General features: G+C 72.7%; 13 protein-coding genes and 1 pseudogene. 10 read left to right on the top strand and 4 right to left on the bottom strand.

The features are described from left to right. Window positions 1-115: 115 nt before the first annotated feature. Window positions 116-2,998 (bottom strand): FAD-binding and (Fe-S)-binding domain-containing protein, encoded by a 2,883-nt coding sequence (locus ACWEQO_RS08840; protein ID WP_452980529.1) that lies wholly within the window; start codon window positions 2,996-2,998, stop codon window positions 116-118. 381 nt (window positions 2,999-3,379) lie between these two features. Here ACWEQO_RS08840 and ACWEQO_RS08845 point away from each other — a divergent pair, with 381 nt between their 5' ends. The 7 genes from ACWEQO_RS08845 to serC all read left to right on the top strand — a co-directional run bounded on the left by ACWEQO_RS08845 (window position 3,380) and on the right by serC (window position 10,746). Continuing rightward, the gene (locus ACWEQO_RS08845; RefSeq protein WP_452980532.1) at window positions 3,380-5,602 is read left to right on the top strand and encodes an ATP-binding protein; all 2,223 of its coding nucleotides are present in this window, start codon (window positions 3,380-3,382) and stop codon (window positions 5,600-5,602) included. Further along, entirely contained in the window at window positions 5,599-6,006 is a 408-nt protein-coding gene (locus tag ACWEQO_RS08850; RefSeq protein WP_109379352.1) for a roadblock/LC7 domain-containing protein, read from the top strand. Before ACWEQO_RS08845 ends, ACWEQO_RS08850 begins: the two co-directional genes overlap by 4 nt. Further along, window positions 6,003-6,353: a DUF742 domain-containing protein gene (locus tag ACWEQO_RS08855; protein WP_361451238.1), complete on the top strand. Its 351-nt coding sequence runs from the start codon at window positions 6,003-6,005 to the stop codon at window positions 6,351-6,353. Before ACWEQO_RS08850 ends, ACWEQO_RS08855 begins: the two co-directional genes overlap by 4 nt. Beyond that, window positions 6,334-6,951, top strand: coding sequence for a GTP-binding protein (locus ACWEQO_RS08860; protein ID WP_361451235.1), 618 nt, complete (start codon window positions 6,334-6,336; stop codon window positions 6,949-6,951). The genes ACWEQO_RS08855 and ACWEQO_RS08860 overlap by 20 nt, the downstream gene beginning before the upstream one ends. Further along, on the top strand, window positions 6,948-8,189 hold the full coding sequence (locus ACWEQO_RS08865; RefSeq protein ID WP_452980538.1) for a cytochrome P450: 1,242 nt from the start codon (window positions 6,948-6,950) through the stop codon (window positions 8,187-8,189). The genes ACWEQO_RS08860 and ACWEQO_RS08865 overlap by 4 nt, the downstream gene beginning before the upstream one ends. Further along, window positions 8,186-9,445 carry a cytochrome P450 family protein gene (locus tag ACWEQO_RS08870; RefSeq protein WP_452980541.1) on the top strand — a complete coding sequence of 420 codons (1,260 nt, stop codon included), beginning with the start codon at window positions 8,186-8,188 and terminating at the stop codon, window positions 9,443-9,445. The genes ACWEQO_RS08865 and ACWEQO_RS08870 overlap by 4 nt, the downstream gene beginning before the upstream one ends. Before the next feature lie 182 nt (window positions 9,446-9,627). After that, window positions 9,628-10,746, top strand: coding sequence for a phosphoserine transaminase (gene serC / locus ACWEQO_RS08875; protein ID WP_452980544.1), 1,119 nt, complete (start codon window positions 9,628-9,630; stop codon window positions 10,744-10,746). A 364-nt stretch (window positions 10,747-11,110) separates the two neighbouring features. On the opposite strand, the gene ACWEQO_RS08880 is transcribed toward serC, so the two are convergent. After that, window positions 11,111-11,737 carry a TetR/AcrR family transcriptional regulator gene (locus tag ACWEQO_RS08880; RefSeq protein ID WP_452980547.1) on the bottom strand — a complete coding sequence of 209 codons (627 nt, stop codon included), beginning with the start codon at window positions 11,735-11,737 and terminating at the stop codon, window positions 11,111-11,113. A 108-nt stretch (window positions 11,738-11,845) separates the two neighbouring features. Between ACWEQO_RS08880 and ACWEQO_RS08885 the strand changes: the two genes are divergently transcribed. Continuing rightward, window positions 11,846-12,565: a YqeB family protein gene (locus tag ACWEQO_RS08885; RefSeq protein ID WP_452980550.1), complete on the top strand. Its 720-nt coding sequence runs from the start codon at window positions 11,846-11,848 to the stop codon at window positions 12,563-12,565. Window positions 12,566-13,445: 880 nt separating this feature from the next. On the opposite strand, the pseudogene ACWEQO_RS08890 reads toward ACWEQO_RS08885, so the two are convergent. Then, a pseudogene (locus ACWEQO_RS08890) lies at window positions 13,446-14,675 on the bottom strand (cellulase family glycosylhydrolase); the annotation flags it as partial. On the opposite strand from ACWEQO_RS08890, the gene ACWEQO_RS08895 reads away from it, so the two are divergent. Continuing rightward, the gene (locus ACWEQO_RS08895; RefSeq protein ID WP_452980552.1) at window positions 14,631-15,299 is read left to right on the top strand and encodes a TetR/AcrR family transcriptional regulator; all 669 of its coding nucleotides are present in this window, start codon (window positions 14,631-14,633) and stop codon (window positions 15,297-15,299) included. The pseudogene ACWEQO_RS08890 and the gene ACWEQO_RS08895 overlap by 45 nt on opposite strands. Window positions 15,300-15,330: 31 nt before the next feature. After that, a complete protein-coding gene (locus tag ACWEQO_RS08900; protein ID WP_452980555.1) occupies window positions 15,331-15,765 on the top strand; it encodes a PPOX class F420-dependent oxidoreductase in 435 nt (144 codons plus the stop codon). A 12-nt stretch (window positions 15,766-15,777) separates the two neighbouring features. On the opposite strand, the gene ACWEQO_RS08905 is transcribed toward ACWEQO_RS08900, so the two are convergent. Next, window positions 15,778-16,809: a WD40 repeat domain-containing protein gene (locus ACWEQO_RS08905; RefSeq protein WP_452980558.1), complete on the bottom strand. Its 1,032-nt coding sequence runs from the start codon at window positions 16,807-16,809 to the stop codon at window positions 15,778-15,780. Window positions 16,810-16,889: the final 80 nt, after the last annotated feature.

Consider the following 16,889-nt stretch of genomic DNA (forward strand, 5'->3'; position numbering starts at 1 on the left):
TCCGCCTGCTCCGGCTGCCGGGGCAGACGCCTCACCGCACCGCCTCGGCGGAGAACCGGGGCGGGGGCTGTAGTGGCTCAGGTGGGCGTGTTGTGGGTGCGGGAGTGGGTGGTGTTCACGGGTTTTCCTCCAGGGTCTCCGCCAGCGCCTCCGCCAGGTGGCGGCCCCGGACGTCCGCCAGTTGGGCCAGTTGGGTGCGGCAGGAGTAGCCGTCGGCCAGGATCAGGGCGTTCCGCGGCGCCTGGCGTACCGCGGGGAGGAGCTGGTCCTCCGCGCAGGCCACCGACACCTCGTAGTGGCCCCGCTCGAAGCCGAAGTCGCCGGCCAGGCCGCAGCAGCCGCCGCTCAGGTCGCCGGTGAGGCCCGCGGCGGCGCGCAGCCGGCGGTCGGCCGTGTCGCCGAGGACCGCGTGCTGGTGGCAGTGGGTCTGGCCGGCGACGGGGCGGTCCAGGGCCGGCGGGGTCCAGTCCGGTGCGTACTGTTCCAGGGTCTCCGCGAACGTGCGGACGCGGGCCGCCAGTTGTGCCGCGCGGGGGTCGTCGTGCAGGAGTTCCGGGGCGTCCGTGCGCAGGGTCGCCGCGCAGCTCGGCTCCAGGACGACCACCGGGGCGTCGGTGGCGAGCACCGGTTCCATCAGGTCCAGGGTGCGGCGCAGCACCGCGCGGGCGCGGTCGAGCTGACCGGTGGAGATGTACGTCAGGCCGCAGCAGACCCGGCCGCGGCGGGCCGACAGCAGCCGCAGCGCCGAGCGGGAACGCGCGTCCCCCACCGGGCTCCGGGCTCCGGCCAGGCGCAGGGTCGGGGGCAGGGCGACCCGCAGGCCGGCCGCCTCCAGGACCCGTACGGCCGCGCGGCCCACGGAGGGCGAGAGGTGCTCGGTGAAGGTGTCCGGCCAGAGGACCACCAGGGCGCCGCTGTCAGCGGGCACGGCGGCCCGTCGGCCCCGCCACCAGCGGGTGAACGGCTCCCCGGCCAGGCGCGGGATCTCCCGCTCCCCGGCGATCCCGCCCAGCCGTTTCGCCGCCCGCGCGAGCGGGGCCACCGAGGCGCCCGCGTTGATCAGCGCCGCCGACCTGGTGCGCGCCACCCAGCCCAGCCACAGCGGCAGCCGGCCCATCGCGTAGTGGGCGGCGGGGCGGCGGCGGCCGGCGTAGTGGTGGTGGAGGAACTCCGCCTTGTAGGTGGCCATGTCGACCCCGACCGGGCAGTCCGAACGGCAGCCCTTGCAGGACAGGCACAGGTCCAGCGCGTCCCGTACCTCCGTGGACCGCCAGCCGTCGGTCACCAGCTCGCCGGCGAGCATCTCGTGCAGCAGCCGGGCGCGCCCGCGCGTGGAGTGCTCCTCCTGGCCCGTGGCCCGGAACGAGGGGCACATCACCGCCGGTCCCGACACCGACTCCGTACGGCACTTGGCGACGCCCACGCAGCGGCGGACCGCCGCGGAGAAGTCGCCGCCGTCGGCGGGGTAGCCGAAGGCGACGTCCACCGGTTCGCGCGGCAGGACGGCGAAGCGGAGGTTCGCGTCCAGAGGCTCGGGGCGCACCAGCATCCCCGGGTTGAGCAGGTCGTCCGGGTCCCAGACGCCCTTCACGCGCTCGAAGAGGGCCACCATTTCCGGGCCGTACATGCGCGGCAGCAGCTCCGCGCGCGCCTGCCCGTCGCCGTGCTCGCCGGACAGCGAGCCGCCGTGGGCCACGACCAGGTCGGCGAGCTCCCCGGAGAAGGTGCGGAAGCGGGCGATGCCCGGTTCCGTCAGCAGGTCGAAGTCGATCCGGACGTGGATGCAGCCGTCCCCGAAGTGCCCGTACGGCGCCCCGCGCAGCCCGTGGGCGGCCAGCAGCCCCCGGAAGTCCCGCAGGTACGCGCCGAGCCGGGCGGGCGGCACCGCGCAGTCCTCCCAGCCCGGCCAGGCCTCCGTCCCGTCCGGCATCCGGGTCGCCGTGCCGCTCGCGTCCTCCCGGATCCGCCACAGGACGCGCTGCCGGGCCGGGTCGGTCACCACCAGGGAGTCGACGACGTCCGCCGCGCGGACGATCGTCTCCGCACGCGCACGCGCCTCGCCCTCCGTGTCCCCGCCCGTCTCGACGAACAGCCAGGCGCCACCGCGCGGGAGGTCCACCGAGGCCGGCACCAGGTCCGCCGCCATGCCCTCCACGGTCAGCGGGCGGTGCGCCAGCAGTCCGGCCGCGGCCTCGGCGGCGCCGCTCTCGTCGGCGTACGCCAGCACGGCGAGCGCCCGCGCGCGGGGGGCACGCACCAGCTCCACCACCGCCTCCGTCAGCACGCCGAGTGTGCCCTCGGAGCCGCAGAAGGAGCGGGCGACGTCGGCGCCCCTCTCGGGCAGCAGGGCGTCCAGGGCGTATCCGGAGATGCGGCGGGGCAGCTCGGGGAAGCCGGTGCGCAGGCGGGCGAGTTCGCCCTCCACCAGCTCCCGCAGTCCCGCCGGGGCCCCGGCCCACCCCGGTCCGGGCCGCAGCCGCTCCCCGCGCGGGGTGATCACCGACAGTTCCCGCACGTTGTCCGCCGTCGTCCCCCAGGCGACCGAGTGGGAGCCGCAGGAGTTGTTGCCGATCATGCCGCCGAGGGTGCAGCGGCTGTGCGTGGAGGGGTCGGGGCCGAAGCGCAGCCCGTGCGGGGCGGCGGCCTCCTGGAGCCGGTCGAGGACGAGGCCGGGCTGGACGACGGCCGTGCGGGTCTCCGGGTCGAGGGAGAGCAGCCGGTTCATGTGCCGGGTGAGGTCGAGCACCACGCCGGTGCCGGTCGCCTGGCCCGCGATCGACGTGCCGCCGCCGCGCGGCACCACGGGGACGCCGTGCTCCCGGCAGACGGCGAGAGTCGCCGCCACGTCGTCGGCGTCCCGCGGCGACACCACGCCCAGCGGCACCCGGCGGTAGTTGGAGGCGTCCATGGTGGTCAGCGCCCGCGCGGTGACGCCGAAGTCCACCTCGCCGCGCACCCCCGCGCGCAGTCCGGCCCGCAGTTCCCGGAGATCCGTCATGCCCCCAGGATGCCCCCGGAACGGGCGGGACACCGGGCGACGGCGCCCACCCCGCGCGGCGCACGGGGGCGGGGTCGCCGGGGGAGCCGATTCCCTCAGGAGTGACTCAAATCCCAAGAACGAGACCGGAATCTTCCCAAGCAGATCACGAACTTGCATATAGTGACCGCGAGTTGCGCGCGGTTGTCGGCCCTCGTTCCGGAAGCGACCCCGAAACCGGGTCCGGCGACCCCATCGACCACTCGAGGACCGCGCGGACAACCCGCGCAGACAGCACGCGCAGACAGCACGTGCGGACGGACGACACGTGCAGACGACACGGGCAGACGACGGCGTATGCCCGGCGGACCCGACCGAGGACCCGACCGAGGACCCTGATTGATGACCTCCCCCCTGCTCCCCGGCGACCGCCCCACCCCCCGCAGCCTGCTGCCCGTACCCCTGCTCGCCGCGGCGCTCTCCGCGATCGGGGTCGTCGTCGCGGTGCTCCTGGGGCCGGCCTCCGCGCGCGCCGTCCTCACGGCGGCCGGAGTGATCGCCGCCCTGCTGCTGTGCGCGGCCGTCACCTGGGCCACCCACGCCGCCCTGACGGCGCGGGCGCTCCGCGGGCGGCTGGAGGAGGTCTCCCAGGACGTCGGCCGGCTGCTCCAGGAGCGCGCCCGGCAGGCGGAGGAGGCCCGCCGCCAGCACGAGCGGCTGACCGGTGAACTCACCCGGGAGCGGGCCCGGTTGTCGGCCGACCTGGACCAGGAGCGGGACCGCCTCGCGAAGTCCGTGGCGGCGGAGCGCGAGCGCCTCAACGAGCAGCACGCCACCGCCACGGCCCGGTCGGCGCAGGAGCACACCGCCGAGCGGGCACGGCTCACCCAGGAGCACACCGCCGAACGGGCCCGCCTGACCGACGCCCACGCCGCCGAACTCACCCGGCTGAGGGAGGAGCACGCCGCCGAGCTCTCCCGGCTCGCCGACGAGCACGCCGGGGAACTGCGCCGGCGCGCCGAGGAACACGACGCCCGCACCGCCCACCTGGTCCAGCAGCACGCCGACGAGCGCGACCGGCTCGACGCGGAACTCAAGCGGATCGGCGAGGAGCGGGACCGGCTGTCCCAGGACCGGGACCGGCACATCGGGGAGAACGCGCGGCTGGCCGTCCGGCTGCGCGAGGCCGACAGCGCCCGCGCCGCCGCGCTGTCCGCGACGGCCAACGCGGCCGGCCGAATGCAGGCCCTGTCCACCGGCATGCTCGCGGACCTGCGCGCGATGGAGGACAAGCACCACGACGAGGAGGTCCTCGCCGACCTCCTCCACCTCGACCACCGCACCGCGCAGGCGGGCAGGCTCGCCGACTCCGTCGCCGTCCTCACCGGCGCCCGCTCGGGCCGCCGCTGGGCCCGGCCGATCCGCATGGAGTCGATCCTGCGCGGCGCCATGGGCAGGATCAGCGGCTACCGGCGCGTCCGCGTCCACTCCGCCGCCGACACCGCCGTCGCCGGGCACGCCGCCGAGGGCGTGATGCACGCGCTCGCCGAACTCCTCGACAACGCGGCCAACTTCTCGCCGCCGACCGCCGAGGTCCACGTCTACGTGGAGGAGGTGCCGGCCGGTGTCATCGTCTCCGTCGAGGACAGCGGGCTCGTCATGGGCGAGGCCCAGCTGCGGCGCGCCGAGCGTGCCGTCTCCGGCGAGACCAGCGGGCTCGGCGGCCTCACCGGCACCCGGCTCGGACTCGCCGTGGTGGGCCGGCTGGCCCGGCGCTACGGCCTCCGGGTCTCCTACCGGCCCTCGGCCCGCGGCGGCACGGGCGTACTGATGCTCGTGCCCCAGGACATCCTGGTATCGCCGGACACGCCCCACACCCCGCCCGCCGACGCCCCCGCCCGCACCGAAGCCCCCACCCGTCCCGCACGGCCCGCTTCAGCGGCTTCCGCCAGGCCGTCCGCGTCGGGACTCCCCCAGCGCCACGGCGCCCGCCCGGCCGAGGCGCCGGCCGCCCACCCCGCCGACGCCACCGCCCCGCCGGAAACGGACCCCGCGGCCACCTCGGCCACTTCGGCCCCCGCCGGCCACTCGTACGCGGCACACCGCGCCGGAGCCGACCTCGACCCCGACCCGGTGCCCACCCACGAGTCCCCGGACCGGCACACGGACCCGAGCCCGACCACAGACACAGACACAGACACAGACACAGGCACGGACGCCTCCGCGCCGGACGCGCCCCCGCTCGGCCTCCCGCGCCGCCGCCGTGGCCGCACCCTCGCCGAGGCCGAACGCACCCGGAGCACCGGGGCCCGCGCCACCGCCCCTCGTCCCGCGCCGCCCACCGCCGAGGAGACGAGGGCCCGCACGGCCCGCTTCAGCAGCTTCCGCCGGGCCGTCCGCGTCACCGCCCCGGACGACACGGCGACCTGCCCGGAAGCAGCACCCCGCACAGAAACGGACACAGGCACGAGCACCAGCACCAGCACGGAAAGAGGCACCGGCACCGGCACCGGCACCGGCGCGGACACCGACACCGGAACCGGCACCGGCGCAAGCACCACCCCCCTCGACACCCACCCCTCGACCCCCACCCCCGTAACACCGGAAGGCGACACCACCTCATGACCGGCACGACGACCGCCGACGAGAAGCTCACCTGGCTGATAGAAGGCCTGTTGGAGCGCACGCCGGGCGCGCGGCACGCGCTCGTGCTGTCCAGGGACGGCCTGAAACTGTGCCGCACCCCCGAGCTCTCCGCCGACCAGGCCGACCAGCTCGCCGCGATCGCCGCGGGCATCCAGTCCCTGTCGCACGGCGCGTCCGTGGAGTTCGGCGACGGCAGCGGAGGCGTCAGGTCGGCGATGACCGAGTTCTACGGCGGCGTGCTGTTCATCGTGGAGGCCGGCCAGGGCGCGCACCTGGCCGTCATCACCGACGAGGACGCCGACGCCGGGCTCATCGGGCACAACATGAGCGAGCTGGTGGAGCAGCTCGGGGAGCACCTGACCGCGCCGCCGCGCACCTCATGAGCAGGCCGGGCAGGGACGACGCCCCCGACCGGCTCTACACCGTCACCGGCGGACGCAGCCGGTCCGGGGCCGACAACCCCTTCGACCTGGTGACCCTGGTCGTCGCCGAATGCGATCCGGTGCCGGGCATGCAGTCCGAGCACGCCGCGATCCTGCGGCTGACCGAACGGCCCACGGCGGTCGTGGAGATCGCGGCCGAGCTGAAGCTGCCGGTGAGCATCACCCGCATCCTGCTCGCCGACCTCCAGGCGGCGGGGCGCGTCAGCGCCCGCCACCCCCGCCACCAGGCCGCCGTACCCGACCCCGACATCCTGGAGCAGGTGCTCGTTGGACTCCGCAACCTCTGAGACGCGTACACCGCTGGACGCGTCGGCCGACAACGGCCTCAAGATCGTGGTCGTGGGCGGCTTCGGCGCCGGCAAGACGACGATGGTCCGCTCGGTGAGCGAGATACGTCCCCTCAACACCGAGGAGACGATGACCCGGGCCGGGGAGGCCGTCGACGACGTCAGCGCGGTGAGCGGCAAGACCGCGACCACCGTCGCCTTCGACTTCGGCCGCATCACCCTGGACCGGCGCAATGTGCTGTACCTGTTCGGGGCGCCCGGCCAGGAACGCTTCTGGTTCCTGTGGGACCGGCTGTTCTCCGGCACCCTGGGCGCGGTCGTCCTGGTCGACACCCGGCGCATCGACGAGTCCTGGTACGCCATCGACCGGCTGGAGAAGCACGGCACGCCGTTCATCGTGGCCTGCAACGACTTCGGCGGCCCCGCCTTCGCCCCGGAGCAGATCCGCGAGGCCCTCGACCTCGACCCGCACGTCCCGCTCATCACCTGCGACGCGCGGTCCCGGGAGTCCAGCAAGCTGGTGCTGATCACGCTGGTGGAGCACATCCAGGCCCGCTACGCCGACCCGGCCCGAGCCCCCCGTCAGGAGCTGGTGTGAGCCCCGCCCCCGCGTCCCCGGCCGCCCCCGTCGCCCTCAGCGGGCCCCTGCTCCAGGACGACCCGGCCAGGGTGTACCGGGAGATGCGGCGCGACCACGGCAGCGTGGTCCCGGTGCTGCTCGACGGCGACGTACCGGCCTGGCTGGTGCTCGGCTACCGCGAACTGCACCAGGTCACCGGCGACCCGGTGCTGTTCAGCCGCGACTCCGACCTGTGGAGCCAGTGGGAGAACATCCCCGACGACTGGCCGCTGCTGCCGATGATCGGCCGCAAGCAGCCCTCCATCCTCTACACCGTCGGCGAGCGGCACCGCGAACGGGCCGCGATGCTGGTGCACGCGCTGGAGGCGGTGGACCCGTTCGAACTGCGCGGCTACGCCGAGAAGTTCGCCGACGAGCTGATCGACGGCATCTGCCCCGCGGGCACCGCCGACATCATCGGCGAGTTCGCGATGCTGCTGCCGGTGCGCGTACTGGCCCGGCTCTACGGCTTCTCCGACGAGCAGGGGCCGGCCCTGGTCACCGCCCTCAACGACATGATCGACGGGCGGGAACGGGCGCTGGCGGGCCAGGCCCACCTGTTCACGTCGATGACCGAACTGGTGGCCGCCCGCGGGAAGGAGCCCGCCGAGGACGTGGCGTCGCGGATGCTCGCCGACACCTCCGGGTTCACCGACGAGGAGATCGTCCAGGACCTGATGGTGATGATGGCGGCCGGGCACCAGCCGACCGCCGACTGGATCGGCAACTCCCTGCACCTGATGCTGACGGACAACCGGTTCGCCGCGTCCCTGTTCGGCGGCCGCAACAGCGTCGCCGAGGCGATGAACGAGGTGCTGTGGGAGGACACCCCCACCCAGAACGTGGCCGGCCGCTGGGCCTCCCGCGACACCCAGCTGGGCGGCCGCCGCATCCGCGCCGGCGACATGCTGCTCCTGGGCCTCCAGGGCGCCAACTCCGATCCCCAGGTGCGCACCGACGGCTCCGCCCTGACCGGCGGGAACGGCGCGCACTTCTCCTTCGGGCACGGGGAGCACCGGTGCCCGTTCCCGGCTCAGGAGATCGCCGAGGTGATCGCGCGGACCGGCATCGAGGTCGTCCTGGACCGGCTGCCGGACATCGACCTCGCGGTGCCGGCCGCGTCCCTGACCCGCCGCCCCTCGCCGTGGCTGCGCGGGCTGTCCGAACTTCCGGTCACGTTCACACCCACTCCCGCCCTTGGAGGCAGAATCAGATGACGGCTGCTGGTACGGACTCTCCCACCACCGCGACGGACACCGGCCAGACCCCCATCCACCTCGACCCGTTCGTCTCCGACCTGGAGGCGGAGAGCGCGGCACTGCGGGCCGCCGGGCCCCTCGCACGCGTGGTGCTGCCGGGCGACGTACCGGTGTGGGCGGTCACGCACCACGCCGAGGCGAAGAAGCTGCTCACCGACCCCCGGCTGGTGAAGGACATCAACGTCTGGGGCGCCTGGCGGCGCGGCGAGATCGCCCCCGACTGGCCGCTGATCGGACTGGCCAACCCGCCCCGCTCCATGCTCACCGTGGACGGCGCCGACCACCGCCGTCTGCGCACCCTGGTCGCCCAGGCGCTCACCCCGCGCCGGGTGGAGCAGATGCGCGGCCGGATCACGGAGCTGACCGAGGGCCTGCTGGACAAGGTGGCCGCGGAGCCGGGCGAGACGGTCGACCTGAAGGCCCTGTTCGCCTACCCGCTGCCGATGTACGTGGTCGCCGACCTGATGGGGCTCGCCGAGGAGCGGCTGCCGCGGCTGAAGGTGCTGTTCGAGAAGTTCTTCTCGACGCAGACCCCGCCGGAGGAGGTCATCGCGACGCTGACCGAACTGGCGCAGATCATGGCCGAGACGGTCGCGCACAAGCGGGAGAACCCCGGCGACGACCTGACCTCCGCGCTCATCCAGGCGTCCGAGGACGGCAGCCGGCTCACCGACCAGGAGATCGTCTCCACGCTCCAGCTGATGATCGCGGCCGGTCACGAGACGACGATCTCCCTCATCGTCAACGCGGTGGTCAACCTCTCCCTCCACCCCGAGCAGCGCGAGCTGGTGCTGTCCGGCGAGGCGGACTGGTCGGCGGTGATCGAGGAGACCCTGCGGTACTCCACGCCCACCTCCCACGTGCTGATCCGGTTCGCCACCGAGGACGTACCGGTCGGTGACGAGGTCCTGCCCGCCGGGGAGGCGCTGATCGTGTCGTACGCCGCGATCGGCCGCGACGAGCAGGCCCACGGCCCCACCGCCGGCGCCTTCGACATCACCCGCGAGACCGCCAACCGCCACATCTCCTTCGGCCACGGCCCGCACGTGTGCCCCGGCGCGGCCCTCTCCCGCCTGGAGGCGGGCGTCGCCCTGCCGGCCCTGTACGCGCGATTCCCGAAGCTGGACCTGGCGGTCCCGGCGACCGAACTCCGCAACAAGCCGGTGGTCACCCAGAACGACCTGTACGAACTGCCGGTGACCCTCGGCGGCTGACCTTTCCGGGCCGGCTTTCGAGGCGGCTTTCGAGGCGACTTCAAGGCGGCGGAACGGGGACTCGACCCCGTCCCGCCGCCCCACCCGCCCTGCCCCGGCCCTCCTTCCCCCACCGGCTGATCCGTGTCTCAGCCGACGGACGAGATTGCACCCGGGTTTCCCGGAGCCGCTAGGCTCCTTCCGTGGCTGAGATCCGGATTCCTGCTGACATCAAGCCCGCCGACGGTCGTTTCGGCGCGGGTCCCTCCAAGGTGCGGACGGAGGCACTGGACGCGCTGGCCGCGACCGGCACGTCCCTGCTGGGCACCTCCCACCGCCAGGCCCCGGTGAAGAACCTGGTCGGCGAGGTGCGCGAGGGCATCCGTGAGCTGTTCCAGCTCCCCGAGGGCTACGAGGTCGTCCTCGGCAACGGCGGCTCCACCGCGTTCTGGGACGTCGCGACCCACGGCCTGATCGAGAACAAGTCGCAGCACCTCACCTTCGGCGAGTTCAGCTCCAAGTTCGCCAAGGCGGCCAAGCTCGCCCCCTGGCTCGCCGAGCCGACCGTCGTCTCCGCCGACCCCGGCACGCACCCCGAGCCGGTCGCCGAGGCGGGCGTGGACGTCTACGCCTTCACCCACAACGAGACCTCCACCGGTGTCGCCATGCCCGTCAAGCGGGTGCCCGGCGCCGACGAGGGCTCCCTGGTCCTCGTGGACGCCACGTCCGGCGCCGGCGGCCTGCCCGTCGACATCGCCGAGACGGACGTCTACTACTTCGCCCCGCAGAAGTCCTTCGCCTCCGAGGGCGGCCTGTGGATCGGCGTCTTCTCCCCGGCCGCCATCGAGCGTGCCGAGCGCATCCACGCGTCCGGCCGCCACATCCCGGAGTTCTTCTCGCTGCCCACGGCGATCGACAACTCCCGCAAGAACCAGACGTACAACACCCCGGCCCTGTCCACCCTCTTCCTCCTCAACGAGCAGCTGAAGTGGATCAACGGCCAGGGCGGCCTCGCCTGGTCCACGGCCCGTACGAAGGACTCCTCGACCCGCCTGTACGCGTGGGCGGACGAATCGAAGTACGCCACCCCGTTCGTCACCGACCCGGCCAAGCGCTCCCAGGTCATCGGCACCATCGACTTCACGGACGAGATCGACGCCGCCGCGATCGCCAAGGTCCTGCGCGCCAACGGCATCGTCGACACCGAGCCCTACCGCAAGCTCGGCCGCAACCAGCTCCGCGTCGCCATGTTCCCGGCCGTCGACCCGGCGGACGTCGAGGCCCTGACGAAGTGCGTCGACTACGTCATCGAGCAGCTCTGACCGCTCCCCGCACGACGATGAAGGGCGCCCGGTGGATCACCACCGGGCGCCCTTCGTGCACACGACGCCTATGCGAACCGACCGAGAAAGGCCTGCCGGCTCTCACGCGAGACGGAGAGCGCTCGCACCCCCGTCGACTCCGTGAGGCGCTCGCCCGACGCCGCGGGTCCGGAGACGAGTGCTGTGGCGAAAACCGTGAGCAATCGGCGGGCATGTGTCACTCAAGCGCTCAAACGAGCGGCATCAGGACAGCAACAGCCAAAGTGCTCACACCTTCCAGCACGCAGGACGACCGGGACGGTGCGGGCGTTCCGTGTATGCCTGCGCGCCCGCCGCTGCGTCGGGTCCTCTCCGGGTAGACCACTCATTGCTCCGGCTTCGGGGTGGCGTCGGGCCGCAGGAAGCGGTGGAGGATCAGGCGCAGGGTGGGGAGCTGGGCGGCCGGGTCGAAGGACGGGTCGGTGGCGGCGCTGGTGTAGAGGGCGGCGACGAGGGCCATGACCCATGCCGCGGTGCCGTCCGGGTCCAGAGCGGGGTCGATCTGGCCTGCCGCAGCCGCGTTGTGCAGCAGGGTGACGATGGTGGACTGCTCCTCGTCGTTGTCGCGGCTCAGCAGCGCTTCGAGCTCGGGGTCGCGGTAAGCCTGGACCATCGCTTCCATGACGAGGGCGGGGACCAGCGGCTCCATGGCGGGGGCGGCGAGAAGGTCCACGGTGTCGAGGAGGGCGGCCCACGGGTCGTCGGCGGTGCGGGCGGCGGCGAGACGCTCGGCCTTGGTGGCGCCGTCGCCCTCGTCGTCCTCGAAGACGGCGTGGAAGATCGCGCGCTTGTTGGGGAAGTAGTGGAACAGGTTGCCCGCGCTCATGCCGGCGGCCTTGCAGATCTCCGCCGTGGTGGTGCGCTCGAAGCCTTTGGCGGCGAAGAGTTCGGCCGCGGCGTTGATGATGTGCCGGCGCCGCGCCTGGTGCCTGGCCGGGTCGACTGTCCTCATCAGGGCCTCTTTCCGGTCAACTCTCGACTCCGGTCTCGGACGGATATTAATAGACCGAGTGCTCGGTCTATTATTGCGTGACGCAGGAAGTGAGGGGGAGTCATGGACATGCGCAAGGGAACAGGGCGAGAGCCGCAGGGGGATCGGCTCACCGTGCTCGGCCAGCCGGCTTTGGACATCGCGTGCCTTTATGCCGCTTTCGTGCTGGTGGGGGCGGGCGTCGGCTGGCTCGTCGACTTCCTGGCCGACTGGCTGGTGACACTGCCCTGGGCGCCGCTGCAGGGACCGGCCGAGTTGGTCGCGCTCCTCCCCGCCCCGGTACTGCCCGCCGCGGGCGCGGTGGCAGGGCTGGCCCTCGGGCTTGTTGCCCAGCACGAGCAGTTGGGGATTCGCCTGTCGGACGATCGCGTTGCGCTCACACGCAAGGGACGGGAACAGGAGTTCCCGCACGACGCCGTCGCCACAGTGTTCCGGGACGGCAAGCAACTCGTTCTGCTCGGTCACGACGGTGGCGAACTCACCCGGCAGGAGTGCGACCTGGACACCGGCCGCGTTGCCGAGGCCTTCACCGAGCACGGCTATGCGTGGGCGGACGTCGATCCGCACCAGGACGAGTTCCGCCGCTGGGTCCCGGGTGCTCCCGGCCTCCCGGAGGGCGCGAACGCCATCCTCAAGGCCCGCCAGGAGTCGTTGGAGAAGAAGGGCCCCTCCGACGGGGGCGTTCGAGAACTCCGCGAGGAACTGGCCCGTCTCGGCATCGTGGTGCGGGACGAGAAACGACGTCAGTACTGGAGGACCTTCCAAAAAGCAGGTCCGGCCGCAGAATGAAGGGGCACCCGGGCGACCGACTGGGGCCTCGCCCGCGATGGTGTCCCGCCGGGCGGCGCAGGGGGATCGCCGCGGCCCCGACGCCGTGGGCCGAAGACGAATGCCTTACCGAAAACCGTGAGCAGTCGGCGGGCATGTGTCACGAGAGCGCTCGAACGAGCGGCATCAGGACAGTGGCAGCCAAAGTGCTCACGCTTTGGGGGCGGTGCACCCTCTCCGGGGCGCGGACGCGTGCCCGGCCTCGTACACGTCGAGACCGCCGTCCCACCGGGTGAGATTTACTCGCTCCGCTCATACTCCGGGCGGCGACTGGCCGGCCGAGGGTGGACGACCGGCAGGTCATCAACGGAATGATCCACCTCGAACGACCCTCCTCTTCTTTCCTGGCCCTGGTGACCTGCCTCCCGGGCCACCGACACCTGGAACTCCGGTGCTCTCCGGCACAGCGGGGGCTGCCGACATGGTCGGCTATGCCGCCTTCCATCACCTGGGACTCACCCATCCCGAAGTGTGGCCCAAGATGAATCCAGTGGGGGCCATGTCGAAGTCCTACCGGCGACTGTCGCAGCACTGGCTCCCTGGCCACGGCACCGATGGCATCGTCTGGCTCGATGCGGACAGCGCCCAGAAACGCAGAAACCCCCGGCATGCCGGGGGCCCACGAGAGCAAGATCCTTTGAGTGCCCTCTAGAGAGCACATAGGACCTTGCCACATCAGTTTCGCATCCCCTACGCCTGACAGCAAGCCATTCAGCCGTCGCGTGGACGTTCAGCCGAAAATTCCCTATTCACGGCGGCATGCCCAGGTGCGACCCGCACACAGGGCAGGGGCCCAGCACTGTGTGCGGGTCACTGCGCCGGGCCCCTGATCACACGCCGCTCACGTCGCCGTGCACGTCGCGCTCGGTACGCTTCCGCCGCCGGGGGCGCCGCCGAAGCCGAAGCTCGCCGAACCGCCCGTCGGGACCGCGCCGTTGTGGGTGGCGTTGGTCGCGGTGACGGTCGTACCGGACTGGGTGTACGAGGCGTTCCACAGGGTGGTGACCCGCTGGGAGCCGCTCCAGGCCCACGTCACCTTCCAGGACTTCAGCGGAACCGTCCCGGTGTTGGTGACTTTCACCTCGGCGTTGAAGCCGCCGCCCCAGTCGCTGCTGACGGTGTAGGCGGCACTGCACGCGGGCCCGTCGCCCCCGGGATCACCCGGGCCGCCGGGGCCTCCCGGACCACCGGGGTCACCCGCCGGGAACCCCGGCGCCTTGATGTCTGCGAGGTAGCCGTCCTTGGCCGTGTCCACGGTCGTCCAGTCGTCCTTCAGGATGCCCCCGGTGTCCCCGGAGTTTGGGTTCCAGGACCAGAGGGTCCAGTGGAAGCTGTCGGTGCCGTGCTCCGAGGTCGACCTCAGGTACGTCACCAGTGCGGACAGCCACCGCTGGTCCACGCCCGACTGGAGCGTCGTACCGAACTCGCCGAGCCAGACCGGGGCGATGTCCTGCTTGAAGATGTAGCCCCAGTACTTGTCCCAGATGCCCGGCATGTTGGCGGGGAACGACGGGTCCTCGAACCAGGGCTGCCGGCCCACACTCGTGGCGTAGTCGTGGGCGGAGTAGACGAGTCGGTTCGGCACGTTCAGGCGGACCGGGTGCTCGGCGACGCCCATCAGGTTGCCGCCCCACCAGCCGTTGACCCCGTTGTACGACTGCACGTCCTCGACGAAGACCAGCAGTTCGGGGTTGACGGACAGCACCGCGTTGCCGGCCCGCTCGGCGGCCAGCCGCCAGTCCCTCGCCGTGTCGCCGCAGCCCCAACAGGCGGGGTCGTGTGGCTCGTTGTGCAGGTCGATGCCGATGACGGTCGGATCACCCTGGTAACGGGCCGCGAGTGCCTTGAGGTTGGCGATCCACGTCGACTCGGGGACGGCGGAGGTGTACCAGAGCGCGGACTGCCCGGCCGCGTCCGGGCGGTGCCGGTCGAGCACGACCTTCAGGCCCGACTGCCCCGCGTACGCCACGATCCTGTCCATGACCTGGAGCGAAGTAAGGCCGCGCAGGTCGGTGTTGATGCCGTCGTGGCTGATGCTGTCGGGCATGGCGCCCGGCTTGAGGGCGTCGTCGAGGTCGCGGACCGGGACGGGCTCGGCGCGCTCTCCATGCGCCGGATCGCCACCGAGCTCGGCACCGGCACGATGTCCCTGTACCGCTACGTTCCCGGCAAGGCCGAGCTGCTCGACCTGATGCTGGACCGCGTGCAGCGCCCGTCGGAGGACCCCGCCGACTTCGGCGACGGCGGCTGGCGCACCGCCCTGGAAGCCCTGGGCCGCGCCACCCTCGCCCTGTACCGCCGCCACCCCTGGCTGCTGGAGGTCAACCAGTCCCGCCCGATCCTCGGCCCGAACGCGCTCGACGGCATGGAGAAGGTGCTCGCCCGGATCAAGCCGATGGGCCTGTCCGATCCCGAGCTGGTGTCGGTGATCATCATGATCGACGGGTACGTCGCCGGGGCCGCCCGCACCCAGCGGTACGGGGCGGAGGCCGAGCGCCGCACCGGGCTGACGGACGCGCAGTTCTGGGAGGCCCAGCGGCCGACGCTGGAGAAGGCCATGCTCAGCGGGCGCTACCCCGTCCTGGCCTCCCTCTCCGAGGACACCTTCGGCCCCGACTTCGACCACTTCGAGTTCGGGCTGCAGCGCCTCCTGGACGGGCTGGAGGTGCTGGTCCGCCGACGTGCCACCGGATGACAGACCGGCGGATCGGTGTCTGGATGGAGGTATGACCGCCTCGCACACCCACCCGGAACGCACCGCCCGCCCGGAGCTGGCGGACTTCGCCGGGCAGTGGGCGGTGCTGCTCACCAGCCACCGCGGGAACGGCACGGGCGTGGGCACCGCCGTGAACCTCGCCGTGGAGGGCGACCACGCCTACTTCCGCACCCCGGGCAAGGCCAAGAAGGTCAGACGCCTGCGCCTCGATCCGCTGGTGGAGCTGGCCCCCGCCACCCCCGACGGCAAGCCGGTCGGACCGGAGATGCGTGCCCGGGCCCGGCTGCTGAACCAGGGGAGCAGGGAGGACCGGCACGCGGCACGGCTGCTGCGGCGCAAGTACCCGGTCGTGCAGGGCGTCCTGGTCCCGCTCGCCCACCGGCTGACGCGGACGCGGACGCTCCACTACGAGGTGCGGAGGGCGCCCACGGACGGCGCCGCGTGACCGCCCGCCGGTTCAGCCCCTCCGGCGCCGGCGCCCCAGCCCGAACAGGGCCGCGCAGACGACCGCCACGGCGGCCACGGCACCGATCGTGAGGCCGTCACCGGACCCGGCACCGCCCTCCGGGCCCTCGTCCCCCGCCTGCGAGCCCTCGCCCGAGGAGCCCGAGGCACCCGAGGAGGACGCCGACCCCGAGCCGCCCCCGCCGGGTGCCTCCCGGGCCTCGACCGGGCTCTGCTCGCCCTCGCTCCCGTACATCAGCCGGGAGCCGTCGGCGGAGTAGCTGACGGACTCGCCCTGCGCCTGGAGCGGCACGCTGAGCCGCCCCTTGCGCTCGATCTTCCCGTCCCGGGCGTCGTCCCACGCGTAGTGGATCCCGCCGAAGTACCCGCGTACCGCGAGCTGCCGGCCGTCCGGGGAGAACGCGGCGTCGGTGGCCCACAGCTCGACGGGCGCGACGGGCTCGAAGACGTTGCCGCCCGAGGCGGAGAGTTCGGCCGGCCCCTCGTACAGGTGCCCGCCCTCCTCCTTCTTGTCGATGATGTAGACGCGCCCGGTCTTCGGGTGCACGACGAGGGACTCGGCGTCGCGGGCCCCGTCGGAGTACGTCACGACGTACTGCGTGGCCCGCACGGTCTGGTCCCGCAGCTCCTTCGGCTCGGGCAGCTCGTAGATCCACACGTGCGGCCAGGTGCCGCCGAGGTTGTCGCCGATGTCGCCGACGAAGATCCGGTTGTCCGGCCCGATGGAGATCGCCTCGACGTCCCGGGGCTCGCCGATGCCGGTGAGGGTGATCCGGGCGACGGTGTCACCGGTGGCGCTGTCGACGGCGTAGAGGTAGGGGCCGTCGTCGCTGTCGTTGTGGGTCCAGTAGACGCCCGGGTGGAGGCGGGAGGCGGCGAGACCGCTGGACTCGGTGATGCGCGGGTCCTTGATCGTGAACCCCTCGTCGTCGCCGGCTGCGAAGGCGGGGGCGGCGGGGGCGGTGAGCACGGCGGACGCCCCGAGGAGAAGGGCCGCGGCGAGCAGGGCGGAGGGTCGGCGCATGGCCCAAGACTGCCATCCCGCCGCCGACTTCACCGCAGGTGGTCGGTCTCACATCGCGGCGGCCGGACTGATCGACGATG

This window comes from Streptomyces sp. NPDC004051 (assembly GCF_053604275.1).